At 39.8% G+C, this 23614-nt stretch carries 9 protein-coding genes and 1 tRNA gene; 8 read left to right on the top strand and 2 right to left on the bottom strand.

Annotated elements, in window-relative coordinates; all coding sequences use genetic code 11:
• Nucleotides 1–2985: an ABC transporter substrate-binding protein gene (locus tag H6G69_RS19600; RefSeq protein ID WP_190690814.1), complete on the top strand. Its 2985-nt coding sequence runs from the start codon at nt 1–3 to the stop codon at nt 2983–2985.
• A gap of 21 nt (nt 2986–3006) precedes the next feature.
• Nucleotides 3007–5619 (top strand): ABC transporter substrate-binding protein, encoded by a 2613-nt coding sequence (locus H6G69_RS19595; protein ID WP_190690813.1) that lies wholly within the window; start codon nt 3007–3009, stop codon nt 5617–5619.
• 148 nt (nt 5620–5767) lie between these two features.
• Here H6G69_RS19595 and H6G69_RS19590 read toward each other — a convergent pair whose 3' ends face one another.
• On the bottom strand, nt 5768–6079 hold the full coding sequence (locus tag H6G69_RS19590) for a hypothetical protein (RefSeq protein WP_397326954.1): 312 nt from the start codon (nt 6077–6079) through the stop codon (nt 5768–5770).
• A 530-nt stretch (nt 6080–6609) separates the two neighbouring features.
• Between H6G69_RS19590 and H6G69_RS19585 the strand changes: the two genes are divergently transcribed.
• Complete coding sequence (locus H6G69_RS19585) at nt 6610–6747, top strand: hypothetical protein (protein WP_190690811.1); 138 nt, start codon at nt 6610–6612, stop codon at nt 6745–6747.
• 19 nt (nt 6748–6766) lie between these two features.
• Here H6G69_RS19585 and H6G69_RS19580 read toward each other — a convergent pair whose 3' ends face one another.
• A complete protein-coding gene (locus H6G69_RS19580) occupies nt 6767–9097 on the bottom strand; it encodes an IMS domain-containing protein (RefSeq protein WP_190690810.1) in 2331 nt (776 codons plus the stop codon).
• A 781-nt stretch (nt 9098–9878) separates the two neighbouring features.
• On the opposite strand from H6G69_RS19580, the gene pdhA reads away from it, so the two are divergent.
• The 5 genes from pdhA to H6G69_RS19555 all read left to right on the top strand — a co-directional run bounded on the left by pdhA (nt 9879) and on the right by H6G69_RS19555 (nt 23548).
• Entirely contained in the window at nt 9879–10913 is a 1035-nt protein-coding gene (pdhA, locus tag H6G69_RS19575) for a pyruvate dehydrogenase (acetyl-transferring) E1 component subunit alpha (RefSeq protein ID WP_190690809.1), read from the top strand.
• 122 nt (nt 10914–11035) lie between these two features.
• Nucleotides 11036–11905 carry an aldose epimerase gene (locus H6G69_RS19570; RefSeq protein ID WP_190690808.1) on the top strand — a complete coding sequence of 290 codons (870 nt, stop codon included), beginning with the start codon at nt 11036–11038 and terminating at the stop codon, nt 11903–11905.
• A gap of 62 nt (nt 11906–11967) precedes the next feature.
• Nucleotides 11968–12039: transfer RNA gene (locus H6G69_RS19565), tRNA-Lys, on the top strand.
• 752 nt (nt 12040–12791) lie between these two features.
• Nucleotides 12792–13328, top strand: a complete 537-nt coding sequence (locus H6G69_RS19560) for an AraC family transcriptional regulator (RefSeq protein WP_190690807.1) — start codon at nt 12792–12794, stop codon at nt 13326–13328.
• A gap of 1100 nt (nt 13329–14428) precedes the next feature.
• A complete protein-coding gene (locus tag H6G69_RS19555) occupies nt 14429–23548 on the top strand; it encodes a type I polyketide synthase (protein ID WP_242072117.1) in 9120 nt (3039 codons plus the stop codon).
• The last annotated feature ends 66 nt before the right edge of the window (nt 23549–23614 follow it).

Here is a 23614-nt window from a genome sequence, read left to right as displayed (position 1 = left end):
ATGACTCATTACATAAGAAACCCTTATACTGTTGGCACTCCTATTGACAATCCAGAGAGATTTTTTGGCAGAGATAGTCTATTAGGTTTTATTAAAGACAACTTGAGGCAGAATGTAAAATTCATTTTGTTACACGGACACCGACGTATTGGCAAATCTTCTGTCCTGAAGCAGATTCCTAAAGATTATATTGAGCAAAGTGAATTTATTTTTGTGCCTTTTGATTTACAGCAATATAGTAAATCAAAGCTATCTGAAATAATACATAGACTTGTTGAAGAAATTATTCATCATCTGGAAATTAATGATGAATTAATAATCCCAAGTCAAAGAGATTTAGAAAACGATTTAGATGAATTTGCTCAAAATTACTTAACTCAAATTTACGAGAATTTAGGTGATAAAAAGCTAGTCCTATTGTTAGACGAATTTGATGTAATTTATGATGGAAGTGACAACATATTAGAAAAAGGTTCTAGCTTTTTTCGTTATTTAGAAAAGCTGCTAAAACAGCAAGATAAACTATTAGTTATAGCAGTAGCCGGAAGAAGTCCTGGTGATTTGGTCAATTTATTTAGATTATTTGGCACACCGCCATTCAAAAATATTGGTGTGCTTGACGAAATCAGTGCTGAACGACTAATTTGTAAACCTGCTCAAGGCACATTAAAATATGACGCACAGGCAATCGAAACTATTTTAAATCTCACAGCAAATCATCCTTACTTAATCCAAGTTATTTGCTTTACTATATTTAACGTTTTTATCCTAACTAAAAATAATTCTCATTGGCAAGTTACTAGCCAAGATGTTATTGAAGTTATAGAACAAGCAATTAACCAAGCTGAAGGCGGCTTAAATTGGTTTTGGACAGGACTAACTTCTGGCGAACAATTAATTATATCAGCGATCGCCGAAGGACAAAATCAAGCTCTTCTCTCAGATGAACAAAATCTTCAAGAACCATTAAAATTACTAGAAAGTTATGGAATTACTTTAACTGAAGAACTAGCTGAAGCAACAAACAACCTAGCAAAAAAAGGATTATTAGATGACACCAAACGTCAAATAAAAATTAAACTAGTATGTCGTTGGTTAGCAAAAAGTCATCCACTACGGCAACAAATAGAAATTTTTCGAGAAGAAAAAGTTAATACTTTTATTGATGAAGCAAGTCAATTATATCAACAAAGTAAGATACAGGATGCACTAAATACTTATAATTTAGCTTTAGAACTTAACCCCCATCATAGTGCAACTTTGGTAAAACTGGCTGGTATACACTTAGAGTTAAAAAGCTTTGACGAAGCATTAAAACTTTACGAGCGAGCTTATAAAGTCGATTCTATAGGTAATAAAGAACCGCTTTTAGCAGCTTTAAAAATGTATGGTCATAACTTGATACTTCAACAAGAATACGCGTTGGCAAAAGAGCAATACAAACGAGTCTTAGAAATTGAACCTAGAGAATCATCAGCGCAAGAGAAATTAGAATTAATTGGCAGTTTTGAGTCGCGCAGTAATTATCAACCTCAACCGAACGCTAAAAATGCTAGCCCGAATCAACGTAGGGACTTTCCCATCAAGACAATTGGGTTAGCAACAGGTATCATAACTCTTGTTAGTTTAGTTATTATTAATATTCCTAAGTCGCCAAGCACTTGTCCGACTGGTAAACAGAAAGTAAACGGGAATTGTGAAGTTGTTGACCCACCAGTACCTAATCTTACTAGTAGTGGACAGCGTACACTATTTCCTACACTAACAAATAGCGATCGCGATAAAGGAATAGAGGCATTTAAACAAGGTAATTACGAGCAAGCTGTTGATTACTTTGGTCAAGCAGTACGAAAAAATCGCAATGACCCAGAAGTGTTGATTTACTATAACAATGCCCTAGCTCGCAAACAACGTAATCAGTTTACCTTTGCAGTAGCTGTACCTATCAACAACTTACATGATATTGCCCAAGAACTTTTACGTGGTGTGGCACTAGCTCAAAATCAGTTTAATGCTAAAGGTGGATTGAATCGTCGCTTGTTAGAAATTGTCATAGCTAACGATTATGATGAGCCAGCACAAGCAAAAGAAGTGGCTCAACAATTGGTAGACAATAAATCCATACTGGCGGTAATTGGACATAACACTAGTACAGTTACTTATGCAGCACTCGACGAATATCTAAAAGCCAATCCACCTTTAGCCATCATTTCTCCCACCAGTGCTAGTAGCAAGCTAAAAGGTAAAATTTTTTTTAGAATAGCTCCTTCTAATGTCCAATTTGCAAAACAATTAGCTAATCATATTTGGAATAAACTGAAATTACAGAAAGTTGTAATTTTCTATAATCCCTCTGATTTTTATAGTGATGATTTGCGAGAATATTTTACAAAGAATTTTGAAGACCTAGGTGGTAAAGTTGTTGGCAATCCAATTGATTTAGCACAGTCAAATTTCAATTCAGAGCAAAAACTTAATGAAGTTGTGTCTCAATATCAACCACAAGCCGCTTTATTAATACCAGCACCAAAAGATACACCTATAGCTTTAGACATTCTTCAAGCTAAAGCTAATTCAAATAACCTAGAGATACAGAAAATAAAGTTCTTCAGTGGTGCTAGTCTTTATGGCAACGAAACTTTGAAAAAAGGTGGAGAAGCAGTTGAAGGCTTAGTTGTAACTTCTCCTTGGTTCAAAGACTCATCACTATCAAAAGACTTTGCTAAAATTGCTCAACAGCAATGGGGAGGAGACGTAAACTACCGTACAGCAACTAGTTATGATGCGACTCAAGCTGTAATTAAAGCTTTATCTCCCAATTCATCTCGCGCTACAGTTTTGCAAAAACTGCGTGAGGTACATCTTTCGCCACAAGAAACCTCTGGTAATGAAATTGAATTTACTGATGGAGAGATACAGACTCAACCTATTTTAATTGAAGTGAAAGACGGGAAATTTCAATTAATCACAAGAGAGGATAAATAGCTTATAAAATCGAGAAAAATTATGAATAAAGACTCTATCGCTCGTAAGAACCCTTACATTATTGGTCGTCCAATTGAGGCACATGAACCCTTATTTGGCAGAGAAAATATTTTCCAATTTATTCATGATAATCTCAAGCAAGATATTAAAGTTTTGTTCTTGTACGGTCAGTTACGCATAGGTTTATCTTCTATAATTAGTAATATTCCTAAATATATTAATTATGAATTTATTTTCATCAAATTTGATGTTCAAGAACATAGCCAAGAGTCATTTAATGATTTATTACAAAGTCTAATTGAAGATATTATTACTCAGTTAAATATTGATACAAATTTTATTAAGTTACCTTTAATTAGTAGTTTAGAAAATGAGACAGAATTATTTTATGACCAATTTATACATCAAATTAATCAATATTTGCAAAATAAAAAGATAGTATTAATTATTAAAGAATTTTGTATCAATCATCAGATAAGTAACAATTTAGCAATCAAAAAATTTTTTGATTTTTTATATTTTCTTATTCAAAACCAAGATAATATCTTTGTTATTTTCTTTGTTAGTGGAACTTTAAAAGATCAATCATATTTAACTAAATTATTTAATAATGCACCTTACCAAGAAGTTGGTTTACTAGATGAGCAAAGTGCCGAAAAATTAATTATCAACCCTGCTAAAGGTATACTAGAATATGAACAAGATGCAGTAACAGCAATCTTAGAACTTTCAGCAGGACACCCCTATTTTATTCAAGTAATTTGTTTCACTATTTTTGTAGAAGCGAGAATAGAAAATAACTGGAAGGTAACTCGTGCTGATGTCGAAGTTATTGTAGACAAAGCAATTGAAAGTGCAGAAGCAGGGTTAGCATGGTTATGGGATGGAATGTCAATTCCAGAACGGGTAATTTTATCAGCTGTAGCAGAAGCACAAAAGAAAGCTTTAGAAAAAAAACTGACATTTCCAGAAGACCCTTTAGAGTTACTCGAAAAACGTGGCGTTGCAAAAACAAAAACAGATGAGCTAATTCAATCAGTACCAGAGTTAGTGAATAAAGGATTGTTAGATGAGACAAAACGGAGAGTAAAAATTGAACTAGTTCGCCGTTGGTTAGTACAGCGTCATCCTTTACAAACAGAAATACTAGAGCTAGAACTACTAAAACCAAAGCCAGATAATTTTGATAAAGAAATTACTGAGATTAAACATCATACCAATTATCTCTACCGCAAACAGAGTTGGCTAATATTATCAATTCTCTTGTTTAGCACAGGTATAATAGTAGGAATTATTTTAACTATTAGTATGAATAAGTTTTCCAGTCCTTGTCCGGCTGGTCAACAAAAAGAAAACGGAATTTGTCATCAGCCAGGAAATAATTTTACTAGTAGTGGAGAGCGTACACTATTTCCTACAACTTATAATAGCGATCGCGACAAAGGTATAGAAGCATTTAAACAAGGTAAATACGACGAAGCTATCGCTTACTTCGCTCAAGCAGTACAAAAAAATCGCAACGACCCAGAAGTATTGATTTACTATAACAATGCTCTAGCTCGCCAACAAAGTAATCCCTTGACTGTTGCGGTAGCTGTACCTATCAATAACCAACAAAATATTGCCCAAGAAATGTTACGTGGTGTGGCACTAGCTCAAAAAGAGTGTAATGCTAACCGTGGGTTGAATCGTCGCTTATTGGAAATTGTCATAGCTAACGATGCTGATGAGCCAACACAAGCAAAAAAAGTTGCTCAACAGTTGATTCAAGATCAATCTGTGCTAGCAGTAATTGGGCATTACAGTAGTGCAGTTACCCAAGCAGCACTTGACGAATATAAAAGAGCTAACCCACCTTTAGCTATCATTTCTCCTACCAGTGCCAGCAGCACAATCAAAGATGACAAGATTTTCTTTAGAGCAACTCCTTCTACTTCTCTAGTTGGTGAAATACTGGCTAAACATATTAAAGATAAATTGAAATTACAAAAAACTGTAATTTTTTATAACCCTAATGATCCTTATAGCAATGATTTGCGGGAAAAATTTACAAATAAGTTTAAAGAAATAGGTGGAGAACTTGTTGGTAGTCCCATTAATTTAGCACAGCCAAATTTAGACCCAGAGCAGAAACTTAATCAAGTTGTGTCTCAATACCAACCACAAGCTGCGATGTTGTTTACAGCACCAAAAGCCACAGGTGTAGCTTTGGAAATTATTCAAGCTAAAGATAAATCAAATAATCCACTGGTGAAAAATTTAAAGTTCTTTAGTGGTGGTAACTTCTACAGCAATGACCTTTTAAACAAAGGTGGGAAAGCAGTTGAAGGTTTAGTATTAACTTCTCCTTGGTTCAAAGACTCAGCACAATCAAAAAACTTTGCTGTCAAAGCTAAACAGCAATGGGGAGGAGATGTCAGCTACCGTACAGCAACTAGTTATGATGCGACTCAAGCTGTAATTAAAGCTTTATCTCCCGACTCATCTCGCACCACAGTTTTGCGAAACCTGCCTCAAGTCAATCTTGTACCACAAGAAACCTCTGGTAATGAAATTAAATTTATTGATGGAGAAATACCGACTAAACCTATTTTGATTGAAGTGAAAGACGGGAAATTTCAACTATTGAAATAAAAAAGCAAAAATTATTCATCCTGACTAGTTTAGTGCAGGATGAACTACAAATGGCGATCGCCCACCATGAATCAATTAGCTTAATAGTTACTAGCCCATAGATTGTCTCTTATGGTTATTACCATTTCCGACTTCAGACTTCAGTTAACTATTCTTCAACCCGATGCACTGCAAATTTATGTAGCGGTAAACTGAGAATACAAGAAAAAGTTAAAAAATACGACAGTGCTGTTGTAATTTTCAAAGACATCACCACAGCTTCCCACTCAGGTAAAATTAGCTTCTCTAAGGCAAAAGCAACACAATATACCAGCCAGTAAGAAAAGCTCATTCTAAATAAAATCTTTTCTGTTTCTTCCATATCATCTTTTGCTTGCTTGCTGTCCCAAAGCAATACTAAACCTAGAATACAAGCAACAAAAGAGACAGCAACCACAAATTCATGACACAAAAAACTCATCGAATGCATTTGCCTCGATCCCAATACTTTTCAATTGAGATTCAGTCTAAAGGAATATTCCTTTGAGTAACACAAAATATTTACAAACTGCAATAAGCTAGAAAATTTATGTTACAAACTGCAACTATTTTATGGTTGTTCTCTCAGCTAAACATTTTTAATAAAAATTAAATTAAATATTTTGAATAATTCTTAGCAAAGCAAATTGAATTAAGTAGAAAAGCACGTCAAGTTGAAATTAAATTTAATGCTATAGCGTTTCCTAGTCTGCTGAAGTACAAATCTCTGCGTACCTCTGCGCTTAACTCTGCGACCCTCTGCGTTTCAAAATATTACCTGTACCTCACTTAACTGGGAATCGCTATAAAGTGAAGTCAATTTAACAATTTGATTTTGGTATAAAAAATTGTGCATACTGAGAAGCTTTGGGGAATCCTCTTAGGTAAGGCAAGAGCATTAACTGAAGAAAACTTGTATCAGTTTTCTTTAGATTGCCAAATTTACTGAGATAACCCAACCATGCGATCGCTATGAAAATTGCTCACAAACTAGTTGGAAGTTTTATCGGCGTTTCCTTATTGACCGGAGTAGTGGGCGCAGTTGCAGTTGCCCAAAGCCAGAAAATTGCGGAAACCCTAGCGATCGCAATCATGAAGGTACTGGATTAGGGTTAGCTATTAGCTAGCCCTAAAAGTTACCACCTACTTGATTAACAACATACATACTTTGAATTCGCCACTCACCTGCTCGGCGAATTAAATCATAACGAACTCGTAAACTTTCATCAGAAGACTTTTTTCGCTGACCATTTTCATAAAACTGAGTGACTTCTTTCACCGTAGCTAAGACTGCGGCGCGATTGGGATCTAAATCATTTTTACTGATAAATTCGATTTTGACGCTGTGGTCATACTTGCGATAGCGATTATCAACCCGGTCTTGCTGGGCAATTAATTGCCATTGCGAAAGAGATTGACCAGTCAAAATCTTTGATAAACCGTCAATATCATGATTTGGCCCTAAAGCGGCGGCTTTGGTAGATAGCCAAGTGCGAATTACTTCCTCGGCGGTGGTGTTAGTCAAAGGGCCATCCGGTGGTAGCAAAGGGCTGTTGCTGTCAGGAATTTTGATTGGCGGTTCATTTATTTTTACTGCCAACGGTTCACCTTGAAAAACTGGCTCCGGGAAGAATATATTTTTCACCCAATTAAAAGTAGTTGAAACTATCAGCCAGAAAACTAGTAAACCAGCCAATGAGGCAAAAACTGTCCAAACAAGGCGAGTTTTACTATCGAGGCTGCTGGTGACTGTGCGGCGTTGGCGAATTCGGCCGCGATTATGCTCTACACTATGTTCTCTGTTAACAGGTTGACTAGTAGGCTTGCGCCGTCTACGTTTTTGGGTGGGACGGGGTGCAGCTGCTTTACCGTTAAGGTTTTGTGGGGCTTTTTCTGGCCGTTCTGCGGTATATGGAGCCACAGGTATTTCTGGCGGTTGGGTATGATTAGCCGTAGCAGGTGTAGGTGGTGTATTCCATCTAGGTAACGGCGAGTGAGAATTTTCCGACCTTTTGTAGTTTTGTGGTTCTGGTAAATCTAAATCTGGTATTCTCGTGTGATGATTGTGCCGAGAATTTGTCGCCGAAGGGCTAGGCGGACGGTGATTATTTGGCTGCGGCGAGGAGAAAGGCTGACGATTAATTACTGCCCAATCATTGGTAGTTTCGGCATCTGTAGGTAGTGCTTCTAGATATGCTTGCACTTGAGAACTGGCAAAATAATCTTTCAGTAAGGCTTGCTGTCTTGACAAGTCCCGAAAATGGGGAAATACCTCATGTTGTAACCACTGTTCGCCATACAAACACAGCCCCGGTAGTAAATCTGGTGAGTCTTGCGATTTTTCCCGAATAAAAGCTAGAGCTTCATATTCCTGGCTCATTTCTAAAACGCGGGTGGCTTCTTCGGTTTGCCCTAAAAGTAACGCGCACAGCGACTGTTCTAAATGCACATCCTGACGCTTACCCAGATGCATCAGCATTTGCTTGGCTTGGCGAATTAAGGCTGGTTGACGTTGGGCAAAGCCTCTAGCAATCAAAGCATAAACCGCTAAATAAGTCGCTACTGCCGATGGCCGCTTACTTTCGGCTTCAAATAACTTGTGCTGTTCAGCAACTGTTAAATAATTGCGTATCTGCTGGATAAATCGCAGAAAGTCATCTATACTTAAGCCTGATTGATCGTTATTTGTGCCATCTATCCCGCCGCGATCGTCAAGGATACTTTGCAGCAATTCCAAGCCTTGGCGGCGTTCCCCAGTTTTTTCTAAAGGTAACTCTAATAATTCTAAAATCCGATAAGGACGTAATTTATATAAATCAGCTTGAATTTCTGCCTGCACGCTAGAAAATATCCCTTCACTAGCCAGCATATCTAAGCCAGATTCCAGGGAAATTGCTGCGTTTTCGTAATAACCTTGTTGCCACTGTTCCCGCCCTAATTCTAGGCAAGCCAGTGCCACTGTCAGCACAATATCTGGATGGTCGTTACTTTCGAGAAAGTCATCATCAGCCAGACGATTGCCAACTCTGCCAGAACTAACACCATGATGATTTGCTAGGTAGGTGCGCCCTAATTTGAGGACTAGTTCGTATTCTCCTAGCTCTTGCAAAATTAATAACGCACCAACTAATTCCTGTTGGGGAATATCAATGCTCAGACCTTGATTATCAAGCTCGGCATTAATTTCTGGGCGTTTTCCTGTTGTTACTGTGGCAGTAGTAGCACCATCAGGATCATAGGCATGGGCCAAATAAAGCTGATCGTAACTACTACGTTCTTGCGGATTTGATAAAACCACGTAAGCTGTTTCTATAAGTTGTTTACGAGAAGAAATCGCTGCTTGAGAATACTCCCGTCGTGGCAACTGCACAATGCGATCGCTATGTGCTTGCCGCAACTGTTCCTCACTTGCCGCTAACGGTAGTCCTAAAATTCGGTAGTAATCTAGCGGAATTCGCACAGCCTACTTCCCCTGCACCGTGATCAACATAACCCACCTAGAGCATTCCAGGTATGTAAAACCGTGCCATAATATTACGGTGAATAATACCGTGCCGGACTTACACTATAAGTGTATATTGCAACAATTAATTTTGTTGCTTGCTAAAATGTGAGTCATATTTTAGTCCTAATATTTTCAATTCGCCTAGGAAACAGCGATACATTGTCTTAATTCTTAGTATTCATGCATTGAAGTATTAGTTCTATCAATGTATGACATCGAAAACAAACATTACATCTAATTGATGATGTCTGCTGAAATCAGCATGTTATCTGATTGATATGCTTTCAGTAAATTTCCTGGTGACGTAGTGAAAGCAAAACTAGTGAGCGGTAGATGCTAAATATAGGTAAAATATATTACCATGATGAAAACTTAATTACAACTATCTAGCCAATAGTTCTGTTTTTGCAGGCATTTTCTCTAAATTGTTCATAGATATGCAGAAACCAAGATATCCTGATTGATAGCCTATATACAGGAGTTGGGAGTGCAAAACATGAGAGGGTAGCACGAGAAGAAATTTATCTCAGACAGGGTGTGTTAATCCCAGATAGCTGTTGAAAAAATCTCAAAAATTACATATTTCTTCCCTCTATTCCCAATTTTGCTGTTTTAGTGCCTAATTTTAGTTTCCGTCTCCAGCACGACTCAGCTTAGACAAAGCAGCCCATTTGTCAAAAAGCGGCCTATTTAACATGGTAAATTTCAGTTTTACAACAGGGATACTAAAAAAATAATGGTTCAAGAACGGACGTTACCTAAATTTGATACTGCCAGCGTTCAAATCACCAAAGAAGAAGGCTTCATGCTTTACGAAGACATGGTGTTAGGACGCTTTTTTGAAGATAAATGCGCTGAAATGTACTATAGGGGCAAAATGTTTGGTTTTGTCCACCTATATAACGGTCAAGAAGCTGTTTCGACTGGCGTTATCAAGGCAATGCGTCCGGGAGAAGATTTTGTCAGCAGTACCTACCGTGACCACGTTCACGCTTTGAGTGCAGGAGTCCCAGCCAGAGAAGTTATGGCCGAATTGTTTGGCAAAGAGACAGGTTGCAGCAAAGGACGCGGCGGTTCGATGCATATGTTCTCTGCGGAACATGGCTTACTCGGTGGCTATGCGTTTGTCGCAGAAGGCATTCCTGTAGCGGCTGGCGCAGCTTTTCAAAGCAAATATCGCCGCGAAGTGTTAGGTGATCCCAATGCTGACCAAGTAACAGCTTGTTTCTTTGGTGATGGTGCTGCTAACAACGGTCAATTTTTTGAAACCTTGAATATGGCGGCATTGTGGAAGCTGCCAATTATTTTCGTAGTAGAAAATAATAAATGGGCAATTGGGATGGCGCACGAACGGGCGACTTCTCAGCCGGAAATTTATAAAAAAGCCAGTGTGTTTAATATGGTGGGCGTTGAAGTAGACGGAATGGACGTACTCGCAGTTCGGTCTGTGGCCCAAGCAGCCGTCGCCCGCGCCCGTGCAGGAGAAGGGCCGACTTTAATTGAAGCCCTCACTTACCGCTTCCGTGGTCACTCTTTAGCTGACCCAGACGAATTACGTAGCAAAGCGGAAAAAGAATTTTGGTTCTCCCGTGACCCAATTAAGAAATTGGCTGCTTACATAGTGGAACATAACTTGGCCACTGAGGAAGAACTCAAAGCCATTGACAAAAAAATTCAGGATGTGATTGACGAAGCTGTGAAATTCGCTGAAAGCAGCCCTGAACCAGACCCCAGCGAGTTATATCGCTTTATCTTTGCAGAAGACGAGTAATTGAGTGCTGAGTGCTGAGTGCTGTTAGCGGTAGCGGGGCGTTTAGCCCGTGCTGAGTGCTGAGTACTTAGCACTAAACACTTAGCAATCATTATATTTCTTACTTTATTAAGGGTAAGCCTGTGTATACCGTTACACTTAAACAGCAACAATACAAAACCTACGTCCTTTCAGAACAAGCCTCTGGTTCTGAACTAGAAGTTGTGCCTGAACGCGGTGGAATTATTACAGGCTGGCGCGTTAAAGGGCAAGAAATTCTCTATTTGGATAAAGAACGTTTTGCTAATCCTGATTTGAGTGTTAGGGGTGGAGTGCCAATTTTATTTCCAATTTGTGGCAATTTACCTGATAACACTTATACTTACAACGCAAAGCAATATACCCTCAAACAACATGGCTTTGCCCGCGATTTGCCTTGGGAAATTGAGGAAGTATCTGAGGACAACACAACTTATTTCAAACTTCATCTGGTCAGTAACGAGCAAATAAAAGTTGTATATCCCTTTGATTTTCATTTAAGTTTCAGTTACAAAATCAATGGGAATACTCTAGAAATTCAACAACATCTGCATAATTCTTCCACAACACCAATACCATTTTCTACTGGGTTTCATCCTTACTTCCAAGCCCCAGATAAAACTCAGCTAGAGTTTGCCATTCCGGCTAGAGAGTATCAAGACCAAAGAACTAAAGAGATTAAATTCTTTAGTGGGAATTTTGATTTTAATGTAGATGAAATTGATGTTGCCTTTAAGCAGCTAACTGGTAAATCGGCTACAGTCACCGACAATAGCCGTAAATTACAATTAACTCTAGATTACGGCGATGACTATCCCATCGTGGTATTTTGGACGCTCAAGGGCAAAGACTTTTATTGTCTAGAACCTTGGAGTGCGCCGCGCAACTCTCTCAACACAAGCGAAAACTTGACTGTGTTAGAGCCAGGAGCCAGCTATCAAGCATCTATTAGATTGACTGCAAATTTTTTCTAGAAACCCCTTTACAAATCTATAGATGTGTATGCTATGATGGCAAAGTTGCAAAGGAAACGCAAGGGTCGCTAACTCAACGGTAGAGTACTCGGCTTTTAACCGATTAGTTCCGGGTTCGAATCCCGGGCGACCCATATAGAGTAAAAAGCTTGCTTAGACTTTGAGGTTGAGGCAAGCATTTTTGTATGTAGGATGTTTAAAAACTTCCCAGTGATGTGTGGAGCGTCACGTATAGCGATAAATTTGGCTTTTTGTCATCTCTTGTTTGTGGCTATAAGGAGAGAACAATCGAGATGGAGTTCTGAAGGTAATTGTATATTATGCGGTGCTATTGTGCGATCGCCAATGAGCGTGAATGCTCTTTCACAAGAGTATTCTAGAACATAACGCAGATTACAAGAAAATCAATTGCAAATTTGAGGACAAATCATCACATATTTGACATTCTCAACCCTGTTGCCTGCGTTAATTCTAGTTCCATGACTAGATGAATATCCAACGCTACTTACTGCCCTATTGATTAAACTGCATAAGTTAATTTTACTGAAATTTATTTATAAAACACTGTTGTAGAAAAAAGTTATTCTTAATAATTTAATCAATTAAAGGAAGAACATGAATATAAATAACCAATCTCGCAGTGATTTGACAAGACTTACACAACTTGCATATATTTGGCTGCAAATAGTACATAAGTACTGATAAAAGTAGACATCAATAGACTTTTGTATCTTCATAAAGTTTTATGAAAACTTTATTCTATTTCAGAAAAAGATATTTTTGGTTCTGTATGACCAAATAATTGCTTGAGAATTTTTTTACCTTAAGTTACTTTACTCACTACAACACAAATACTTGACTACATCAAGAAAGTCTAGGATAAAGTATGCGCGATATTTTCTTAATTAATGCTGAAACTGAAACCCAAAACCTCTTAATAAATTGCTTAAAGAATTCAGGATTTGAGGTGGTAGGGACAGAAAATGGTCTGGTTAATGTTAAGGTTTCAAATGATACCTTATCTCCTAATCATGATATTAATAAATCTTATGTATCACTAACATCTATCTTCCCATCTATTCCCCGACTACGTGAGGTTTTCGATTTCATTGAATTAAACTATTGTCAGAATATTAAGCTCAAGGAAGTGGCTCAAGCTGTTGGTTATTCTCCTGCTTATTTAACGGACTTAGTACGCAGACTTACTGGCAAAACTGTCAATAACTGGATTATTGAGCGTAGGCTAATACAAGCAACCACTCTCCTATCAGATACTAATTATTCAATAGAAGAAATTGCTTTAAAAGTAGGTTATCAAAATATCAACCATTTTTATTGTCAGTTTCGTGATTACTACAAAATTACTCCTCGTACTTGGAGAGAACAGCAGCGTTGTCAAGTCAGTTATACCAATTTAATATGAAGACGCATAAAAACTAATTACTCCCCTTGAAAAGGAGTGTACACACAACTGAAAAACGCTGTAACAAACATCCCTAAAAAATCTGATTAATTCGTCATAATAATCAAAATGAAATTAACTGGGTTTTTTAGGGATGCTCTATTAACTAAATTAAATCGCGTCTACTAGTGGACTGACACAGCTAAGTGATCTTGTGCCGAGAATACCTTGACATCACCGGTAACTTATGTTTAGCGAAGCTAATTGAGTATTTTTGGCACTTGACAAAGTGGAAGCTCAAAAATCACCGTCCACCTTGGGTATACCAGCCACTCAAGAAAATCTATATTGATTTGATGGGGAACATAGCCTTTATATCATTAGGCGTGCGATCGCTCTGCTTGAGAAGATGAGTATTTTGTCTAAGCAGTCTCGATGAAACAAGTTTCATCCCCAAGTTAAGAAAGCATTCGTAATTCAATAGAAACCTACAAAGCAAGCACTTCTTACTATTTGTACGACTCTCTAGTTAGTTACAGATAGTTTAGATTTATTAAATTTTTAATAAATCTTTACGATTGTTTACATTATTTACTTAAGTGTCTTAAATATCTTAACTGTCCACCTAAATATCTGCTTAAGTGTCTTAAATATCTTAACTGTCTACTTTAATATTTTAACTACTATTAGATTTTATGGATAAGGCAAATTAACTGTCTTAACTGCTATTGTATTTTATTAATCAAAATGAGATTATTGCCTATGTTTATAAAAATATATAATTTTACTTGTAAATCTTTAAATTAGTAAAATTATATATTTTATTTTGATTAATAAGGACTAAATAACAATTAACAGAATGAAATTTAAGTCAATTAAAATGAAAAGCATCCTTAAATAGATAGAAGAACTAAAGCGCGCGTCAACTTAAAATTGAGATAACCTAATATATTTCGTTACTTATAATCAAAAGTTTTCAAGGGTTAAAAATGAGCAATTTTTTTAAAAATGCTTATGTATAACTAACTATCAACTTACGTTATCTCTGATTTGGAGTAATTACCTGTAATTACTTTTAACTATTCAAGTATTAGTCGACTATAGTAAGGATATAAAAGTTAATGCAATTAAGTAATTATACTCAGAACTTGGTAGATTTAAACAATCCAAGTTTTACATACAGAGAAATAGAAATTGCTATACGCTCAAGTTTAACTATAGATGATTGCGTAGTCATAGAGAGACAGACAGAGAATTTCCAACGAGAATTAATTGCTTATGTCGTACCATCAAGTTTATTTGCACCAGAGCAATTATTATCTCACTTGCAAAAAATATTACCCAGTCAATGGATACCCAAAGCAATAATACCAGTATCAACTCTGCCATTGACGTTATCAGGTAAGATTGATGAAATTGCCATCAGCCAAATAGAAATTACAGACAATGATTTAGTTGAGCGATGGTTAGAAAAAATCCAGTCATTGCCTGAAGTCAATCAAGTCGCAGTAGTAGTTAAACAACAAATACAACAGCAAAAATCACTACGTCTATCAGACTTAATTCCTGATTGGAAAACTCTTACTAGTGCAGAAAACAATCATCCAGATAAAACAGATTTTTCTCGCTCAACTATCAATCATGATAGCGTAGATAATAAACCAGCGATCAATCATGGTGATGAACTCAGGCGCGACAAAGACGCAGCCAAAATCCTGCCGCAAGCACTACAACAAACAGCCGCTAAATATCCAGAAAAAGCAGTAATTTATATTCAAGCAGACGGTTCCGAAGTTATTCAGTCTTATCACGACTTATTATTAGACGCGCAAAAGATATTAGCTGGTTTAAAAAAACTCGGTTTAAAACCCCAAGACAAAGTAATTTTTCAAATAGATATTAATCAAGATTTCATCCCGGCTTTTTGGGGCTGTGTACTAGGCGGTTTCATTCCCGTACCAGTTTCGGTTGCTCCAGCCTACGAACAAATTAACAGCGCCGTCAATAAACTGCATAATGCTTGGCAAATGCTAGAGCAACCCCTTGTATTGACAAGCTCACGCCTAGCCGAGAGCCTGCAAAAATTACCGTCACTTTTAAATATAGAAAATTTTCAAGTAGAGACAGTAGATAACTTACGCCACAACGAACCAGATACTAATATTTATCCAAGCTTGGAAGATGATTTAGCACTACTATTACTCACATCCGGGAGTACAGGATTTCCTAAAGGTGTGATGTTAACTCATCGCAACCTTTTGAGTATGACGGCTGGTTTTGCCCAAGGAAGCAATTTTCATGATCAAGATATTATCTTGAACTGGATGCCACTGGAACATGTGGGCGCAATTATCTCGATGTCACTGTTGGCGTTTGATTTGGGTTGTCAACAAATTCATGTATCTACAGAATATATTCTCCAAAACCCAATTCGTTGGTTAGAGTTAATTCAACATTATCAAGCGACGATTTCTTGGTTTCCAAATTTTGCTTTTTCGCTGCTGAATGAACGGGCAAATGAAATTAATCAACGCTCATGGAATTTATCTTCTATGAGATTTATAGTTAATGCTGGAGAACAAATTGTCCCGAAAACAGCGCGGACTTTTTTGAAGTTATTAGAGCCATATAATTTACCAGCTAACGCCATTCGTCCTGCTTTTGGGATGTCGGAAACTGCTTCAGGAATCAGCTATGATCATGATTTTTCTTTAGCTACATCATCAGATGATATGTCCTTTGTAGAATTAGGTGCGCCAATTCCAGGAGCATCAATTCGCATCACTGATGAAAATAACCAAATTGTCAATGAAGGTGTAATTGGAAAATTTCAAGTTAAAGGACTTTCTGTTACACCTGGTTATTATCAAAATCCCCAACGTAACCGCGAAGCTTTTACCCCAGATGGATGGTTTAATACTGGGGATATTGGTTATTTAAAGGCAGGAAAAATTGTCCTCACTGGCAGAGATAAAGATGACATTATTATTAATGGCATCAACTACTATAGCCATGAAATTGAAGCAGTGGTGGAAGAAGTTGAGGGTGTGGAAATATCCTACACAGCTGCTTGCGCTGTACGAGTTGCGGAAAATAATGCAGATCAATTAGCTATCTTTTTTAGTTCTGTTGTTTCTGAAGAAATATTGTTGAAAGAACTAATTAAAAAGATTCGTGGAGCAGTTGTTAAAAATATTGGGGTAAATCCTCATTACATCATTCCTGTGAAAAAGGAAGTAATTCCCAAAACGGCGATTGGCAAAATTCAGCGTCGCCAATTGAGTCAGCTATTTGCCGATGGGGAATTTGATGGGATAATTCAACAATTGGGGATAAATTTAGATAATCCTAATTCATTGCCAGATTGGTTTTATCATCAAGTTTGGCGACAAAAAGTAGCTGTCACCCACAAGTCTGCTATCAACGGTAGCGTACTGGTGTTTCTGGATGAGTTGGGATTAGGTGAGTATTTAGGTAGAGAATTAGAAAAACAGCATCAGCCTTGGGTGGGTGTGACAGCAGGAGTAGAGTTTAAACAACTGAGTTCTAATCGCTACCAAATTGCTCCCAATAATCCCGCAGATTACCAACGTTTATTATCGGCTGTACAAGTTAACAACTATCCCATAGCGCAGATTATACATTTGTGGACTTACGACAGTTGTATTGATGAAATTTCTAGCTTGGAGTCCTTGGAAGCGGCGCAGACGAAGGGTGTTTATAGTTTACTGTCATTAGTCCAAGCCTTGGCGAAAACCCGCAAATCTGAGGAAACAATTGCTACTTTAGTCGTTTCTACCCATACCCAGTTTACATCCCCTAGCGACAACATTGCATACACCAAATCGCCTTTACTAGGACTACTCAAAGTCATTGACCAAGAAATACCAGGGGTAAAGACTCGTCATCTCGATTTAACTGTAGATGAAATTGCCGTGAATGCAGAACGGATTCTGCAAGAAATTTATGTATTATCAGAAGAGTCTGAGGTAGCCTATCGCCAAGGACAGAGGTTGATTCCTCGATTAGAAAAAGTAGACTTTCCCGCCCCAGCACAACCAGACTTGGGCTTTGTGACTGGGGGAATGTATTTGATTACTGGTGGACTTGGGGGTGTTGGGGTAGAAATTGCTAAGTATTTGCTCAAGCATTACAAAGCAAAACTGTTGTTGGTGGGAAGAACCAATGTAGCCCAAAGCACGGCAAAATTCGCCGCCTATGAAGAACTAGAACAGTTGGGCGGACAAATCACCTATCGGGCGGTGGATGTGTGCGACTTGTCCGGGTTGCAACAGGTGGTAGAACAGGTGCAGAGTGAATGGGGGTGTCAACTGGATGGAGTGCTGCATCTAGCGGGAAATTATCAAGAGCGATCGCTTTTAGAGGAAAATCAGCATAGTTGGTCAACAGCCGTCCGTTCCCAAATTGGCGGAGCTTGGGTACTGCATCAACTCCTGAAAAATTATCCCCAAGCTTTATTTATCAGCTTTGCTTCTGTGAGTCGCTGCTTGGGAGGGGCGACAGTCGCCACCTATGTTGCTGCTAATCAATTTTTAGCCAGTTTTAGCCATTATCAACGCTCTCAATGTGGCTTGAATAGCTATTGTTTGAGTTGGAGTCTTTGGGATGGTAAAGGTATTAGCCAGGATGTCTCCAGAAGCAAGTTAGCCCAAACCAAAGGCTACCTACCCATATCTACCAGACAAGGATGGTTTTCTTTACTCACTGGCTTACGTCACCCGCAAACCCAGTTGTTAATTGGCTTAGATGGTGGTAATCAACATATTCGTGGTCATGTAAACTATAGTTATCCACTACAGCAACTGACAGCTTATTTTACGGCCAATAGTGATGCTAAGGTAGCGGAGAAACTAAGGGAATTGGTAGTTTGCGATCGCTTTGGTCAAGTCAGCAATTGCAACTTTGTCCAACTACCCCAAATGCCCTTAACCCAGACTGGTGAAATTGACCGCGCAAAACTCATCAAAGGCGATTTACGCCCCACTACCAACCAGCAAAGACAGTCAGGAACAGACATTGAACGGCAAGTGCAACAGATTTGGCAACAAGTCTTAGGCTTAGAGGAAGTGGGGCTAGATGATAACTTCTTCGAGCTAGGCGGACATTCCCTATTGCTAGTCCAGGCGCAGAGCAAATTACAAGACTTTTTCCAGCGCCAAGTCTCCATCGTGGATATGTTTAAATATCCCACCATCAGCGCCCTAGCCAACTATTTATCTCAGGAGCAAACCGAGTCACCCGCAGTCCTGCAAGGGCAAAAACGCGCCCAAGTTCGTAAACAACGGCAACAAGGGAACGCAGATATCGCTGTCATTGGGATGTCTTGCCGTTTTCCCGGTGCAAACAGCATTGAGGAATTTTGGCAAAATTTAGCCAATGGCGTAGAATCGATTTCCTTCTTTACCGAGGAAGAAATCATCGCCGCAGGTGTAGATCCAGAATTGGTGAAAAACCCCAACTACGTCAAAGCCAAGCCGATATTATCAGATGTGGAATCTTTTGATGCGGATTTCTTCGGCTATAGTGCCAAAGAAGCCGAATTACTAGATCCCCAGCAACGGCTGTTATTAGAATGTGCTTGGGAAAGTTTGGAAACTGCTGGTTACAATCCTCTCACTTATGATGGGGCGATTGGTATATATGCGGGTGCGGTGATGAATACCTACCTACTCAATAATATTTATCCCCAGCGCCATCAGCTAGATAGCAACGATAATTTAGCAGTCGCCACCCTCGACTCGATGGGCGGTTTGCAAATGATGGTGGCTAATGATAAAGATTATTTAACCACCAGGATTTCTTACAAACTCAACCTGACTGGCCCCAGTGTGAATGTGCAAACCGCTTGCTCTACATCCTTGGTAGCAGTTCACATGGGTTGTGCTAGTTTATTGAGTGGCGAAAGTGACATCGTTTTAGCTGGGGGTGTTTCCGTCAATGCCCCGCAAAAGGTGGGACACTTATATCAAGAGGGAATGATTGTTACTCCCGATGGGCATTGTCGCGCTTTTGATGCCCAAGCCCAAGGCACAATTTTTGGCAGTGGTGTAGGACTGGTAGTATTGAAGCGGCTCGAAGAAGCGATCGCCGACGGTGATCACATCTATGCTGTGATTAAAGGTTCCGCCGTGAATAACGATGGTGGTACAAAAGTCGGTTACATGGCTCCCAATGGCGATGGTCAAGCATCTGTAGTCACAGAAGCCTTGACAATGGCGGGAATTGATGCTGAAACCATCGGCTACGTTGAAGCACATGGTACAGGTACACCCTTGGGCGACCCCATAGAAATTGGTGGACTCTCCCAAGCCTTCCGCAGTAGTACCCAAGCCAAAAATTTCTGTGGGATTGGTTCAGTCAAAACCAACATCGGTCATTTACAAATTGCCTCTGGTGTGGCAGGTTTTATGAAAACAGTCCTGTCAATATACCATAAACAAATTCCCCCCAGTCTGCACTTCCAAGAACCTAATCCCCAGCTAGATTTACCCAATACACCTTTCTACGTCAATACCAGCTTGAAAGACTGGCCTAACCTGGGTTCTCCCCGCCGTGCGGGAGTCAATTCCTTGGGAATTGGTGGTGCTAATGCTCATGTGATATTGGAAGAAGCACCCGCACCTTTACCAAAACAGGAATTTGCCCGACCTTACCATATCCTCACCCTCTCAGCCAAAACTGAAGCAGCTTTATTAGAGTTGGGACAACGTTATGGCGAATATCTCACAAATCATGGTGAGCTAGCCATTGACGACATCTGCTATACGACGAATATCGGGCGATCGCACTTTCATCATCGCCTAGCGATCGTCGCTGCATCCAGAGAAGAATTGCTTGAGCAACTAGCTAATATCACATTAAGCACGCCTAGTCAAATAGGCAAAAAGCCCCGGAAAATTGCCTTCCTCTTTACTGGGCAAGGCTCCCAATACATCAACATAGGTAGGGAACTTTACAAAACTCAACCCATCTTCCGCCAAACCCTAGAGCAGTGCGATGAAATTCTCCGCCCCTATCTAGAGCATTCCTTATTAGAAATCCTCTATCCTGGCGAAGTTGGGGAGCAAACTGCATCCCTCATCAATCAAACCGCCTACACCCAACCAGCCCTATTTGCCTTAGAATACGCCCTCTATCAACTCTGGAAATCCTGGGGAATTGTTCCCGATGTCGTCATGGGACATAGTGTGGGTGAGTATGTAGCCGCAACCGTCGCCGGAGTTTTTAGCCTGGAAGATGGACTCAAACTCATCGCCCAACGGGGACAATTAATGCAGCAATTACCCAATGGCGGACAGCAAGAGGAAAAGGGGCAGGGGGCAGGGAGCAAGGGTGAAAACCGAGACGGAGAGCTTCAAACTCCGCCCCAGTCAAGCGCCCCTCAAGAGCCGGGCTTCCATGTTTCGCCCCGCAGCGTTGGGGGGAATAGCTCTGTCCCCCTGCTCCCTGCTCCCTTCCCCCCTGCCTCTTCCGGTGTCATGGTTTCCCTCATTGCTTCCGAGGCGCAAGTCAGACAAATTATCGCCCCATTTGCCAATACAGTATCCATCGCCGCCATCAACAGTCCCGAAAGTATCGTCATTTCCGGCGCTAGTGAGGATATCGCCACTATTTGTCAAAAGTTAGCTGCACAGAAAGTGAAAACCAAGTACCTGGAGGTATCCCACGCTTTCCATTCTCCTTTGATGACACCAATGTTATCGGCGTTTGAGCAAGTCGCCAATCAAATCACCTACTATCAGCCGCAAATACCAATCATCTCCAATGTCACCGGACAATTAGCTGATGAGCAAATTAGCACAGCAAAATATTGGGTGAATCATATCCAGCAAACAGTACAGTTTGCCCAAGGTATGGAGACATTAGCACAGCAAGGGTATGAAGTCTTTTTAGAGATTGGAGCTAAACCAACATTATTGGGTATGGGACGTGAGTGTTTACCAGACAGCGCCAGTCTGTGGTTGCCTTCTCTGCGTCCGGGGATGCCAGAATGGAAACAACTACTTGAGAGTTTGGCTGATTTATATGTAGCCGGAATCGAAATAGATTGGTTAGCCTTTGCAGGCGACGCTCCCCAACAGAAAGTACCTTTACCTAACTATCCCTTCCAAAGACAACGTTATTGGTTGGATACACCATCGCCCCAGCCAAAAACAGAGTCCGTATCGGTAGAACAAAGCCAGACTCCGATTACCAAATTGCTGAATCAGGGAAATACTCAAGACTTAGTGCAGCTACTACAGCAAGCCGGGAATTTTTCACCAGAACATCTCCAACTATTACCGGAAATATTAGCAGTCTTAGTCAAGGAACATCAGCAACACCTGATACCAGAAAACATCCGCGACTTCTGCTATGAAATAGTCTGGCGCAATCAAGGAAATATACAGTCAATTCGCCCAAATAACACAGAACTAGGCTCTTGCCTGATTTTTGCGGATAGACAAGGTATTGGTCAAGAGTTGGCTGGATTATGGCGACAACAAAAACCCTGTACCCTCGTTTACCCCGGCACTGAGTATAAAAAAATAAGAGACCAAGAAATTATCATCAACCCCGCCTTACCAGAAGACTTTCAGCGATTATTCCGAGAACATACAGCCACAAACCAAGCACCTTGCCAAAAAGTCATTTATTTGTGGAATTTAGATACAATTGCTGCCAATGCCCTCAGCCTCAACGATTTAGAAACAGCCTCACAACTAGTCTGTGGTGGCGTACTATCACTACTCCAGTCTTTAATTAATCAAGGATTTTCCCGTCCTCCCAGCCTCTGGCTAGTCACCAAAGGCGCACAACCAGTCAAGGGAGAATCAACCCTGTCAGGTTTAGCTCAAGCCACTGTTTGGGGATTAGGCAAAGTCATTACCAACGAGCATCCAGAGTTTAACTGTACTCTGGTAGATTTAGACCCAGACGGAAAGTACAATACTCAGCATCTATGGGCAGAAATTTGTTCACACCAGCCAAATAGTAGTGAAAATCGCCTAGCTTTCCGTCATGGACAACGATATGTTAACCGGATTGCACGAAAACAAGAAATTGTCAAGCAATCTCTGGAAATTAAAACCGATGCTACTTACCTAATTACAGGTGGTTTAGGTGAAATTGGTTTACTGATAGCCAAATGGCTGGTAGAGCATGGGGCGAAACACTTAGTTTTGGTAGGGCGTAGCCATCCTCAAGCCGCAGTTCAAGCCACCCTCACACAACTAGAAGCGGCAAAATGTCAGGTTGTTATCATGCAGGCTGATGTATCCTTAGAAGAAGATGTCGCATCATTACTTGCTCAAATTCAAACATCGATGCCACCGTTAAAGGGTATCATTCATGCCGCAGGTGTGATCGAAGACCGACTCTTGGTCGAGCATCAATGGTCATTATTTGCTAAAGTGTTTGCCCCCAAAGTAAGTGGAGCTTGGAATTTACACCATCTCACCCAAGATTTACCCTTAGACTTTTTCGTACTGTTTTCCTCGATCGCATCCATCATGGGTTTTGCTGGGACAGCCAATTATACCGCCGCCAATACCTTTTTAGATGCGATCGCTCATTATCGTCGGTCATTGAATTTACCGGGGTTGAGTATCAACTGGGGGCCTTGGTCGAAGTTAGGAATGGCTAAGACTGTGGAGATGAAAACCGAAGCGCAATGGGCAAACCAGGGAATCCAGCCGATGGAACCACAGCAATTATTAAGCATCCTCGAAAATTTGTTACCTCAAAATACAGCGCAGATAGGGGTGATGCAGCTTGATTGGTCAAAGTTTTTGGCGCAGTTCTCCGGTGACTCTTCTCCGAGTTTCGTCGCGGAAATAGCACAACAGTTGCAAACACCCGCCATTACCCAAAAGCAACAGCCAGCCAAAATTTTAGACCAAATCAAAGAAAGTTCCCCAGAACAAAGCCAAGCACTGTTGATTGATTACCTCTCTCAGCAGATGGCTAAAGCGTTGGGGATAACGACATCTAAACTAAGTATTGATCAGCCTCTAAATAAAATGGGGCTTGACTCCCTCATGGTTGTGGAACTGAAAAATCGCCTCAGAAGTGAATTGGGAATTAATATCCCCATCACCAAATTTTTGGATGGCGTGAGTGTGATTGGTTTAACAAAGTTGATCGCTCAAGAACTATTCGCAGTTCAGCCAGTCTCTCAAACATCGGTTGTACCCACAATCACAGCTAGGAAAAATAGCCGGGTGAGGGGAGAACTATAAATTTATGCACTAGGAAGAGGCACAGCTAAAAGCCTCTTCCTTCCTGCCTTAACCTAATGACAATTA

This window comes from Nostoc sp. FACHB-110 (assembly GCF_014697425.1).
Lineage (GTDB): Bacteria > Cyanobacteriota > Cyanobacteriia > Cyanobacteriales > Nostocaceae > Nostoc_B.
The sequence above is the reverse complement of the archived record's forward strand: the minus strand, read 5'-3'. Positions and strand labels throughout refer to the sequence as shown.

Bases quoted from the DNA above. Each gene is read 5' to 3' on its own strand.
- H6G69_RS19600 (WP_190690814.1), top strand. From the start codon at position 1: ATGACTCATTACATAAGAAACCCTTATACTGTTGGCACTCCTATTGAC.
- H6G69_RS19595 (WP_190690813.1), top strand. From the start codon at position 3,007: ATGAATAAAGACTCTATCGCTCGTAAGAACCCTTACATTATTGGTCGT.
- H6G69_RS19590 (WP_397326954.1), bottom strand. From the start codon at position 6,079: ATGAGTTTTTTGTGTCATGAATTTGTGGTTGCTGTCTCTTTTGTTGCT.
- H6G69_RS19585 (WP_190690811.1), top strand. From the start codon at position 6,610: ATGAAAATTGCTCACAAACTAGTTGGAAGTTTTATCGGCGTTTCCTTA.
- pdhA (WP_190690809.1), top strand. From the start codon at position 9,879: ATGGTTCAAGAACGGACGTTACCTAAATTTGATACTGCCAGCGTTCAA.
- H6G69_RS19560 (WP_190690807.1), top strand. From the start codon at position 12,792: ATGCGCGATATTTTCTTAATTAATGCTGAAACTGAAACCCAAAACCTC.
- H6G69_RS19555 (WP_242072117.1), top strand. From the start codon at position 14,429: ATGCAATTAAGTAATTATACTCAGAACTTGGTAGATTTAAACAATCCA.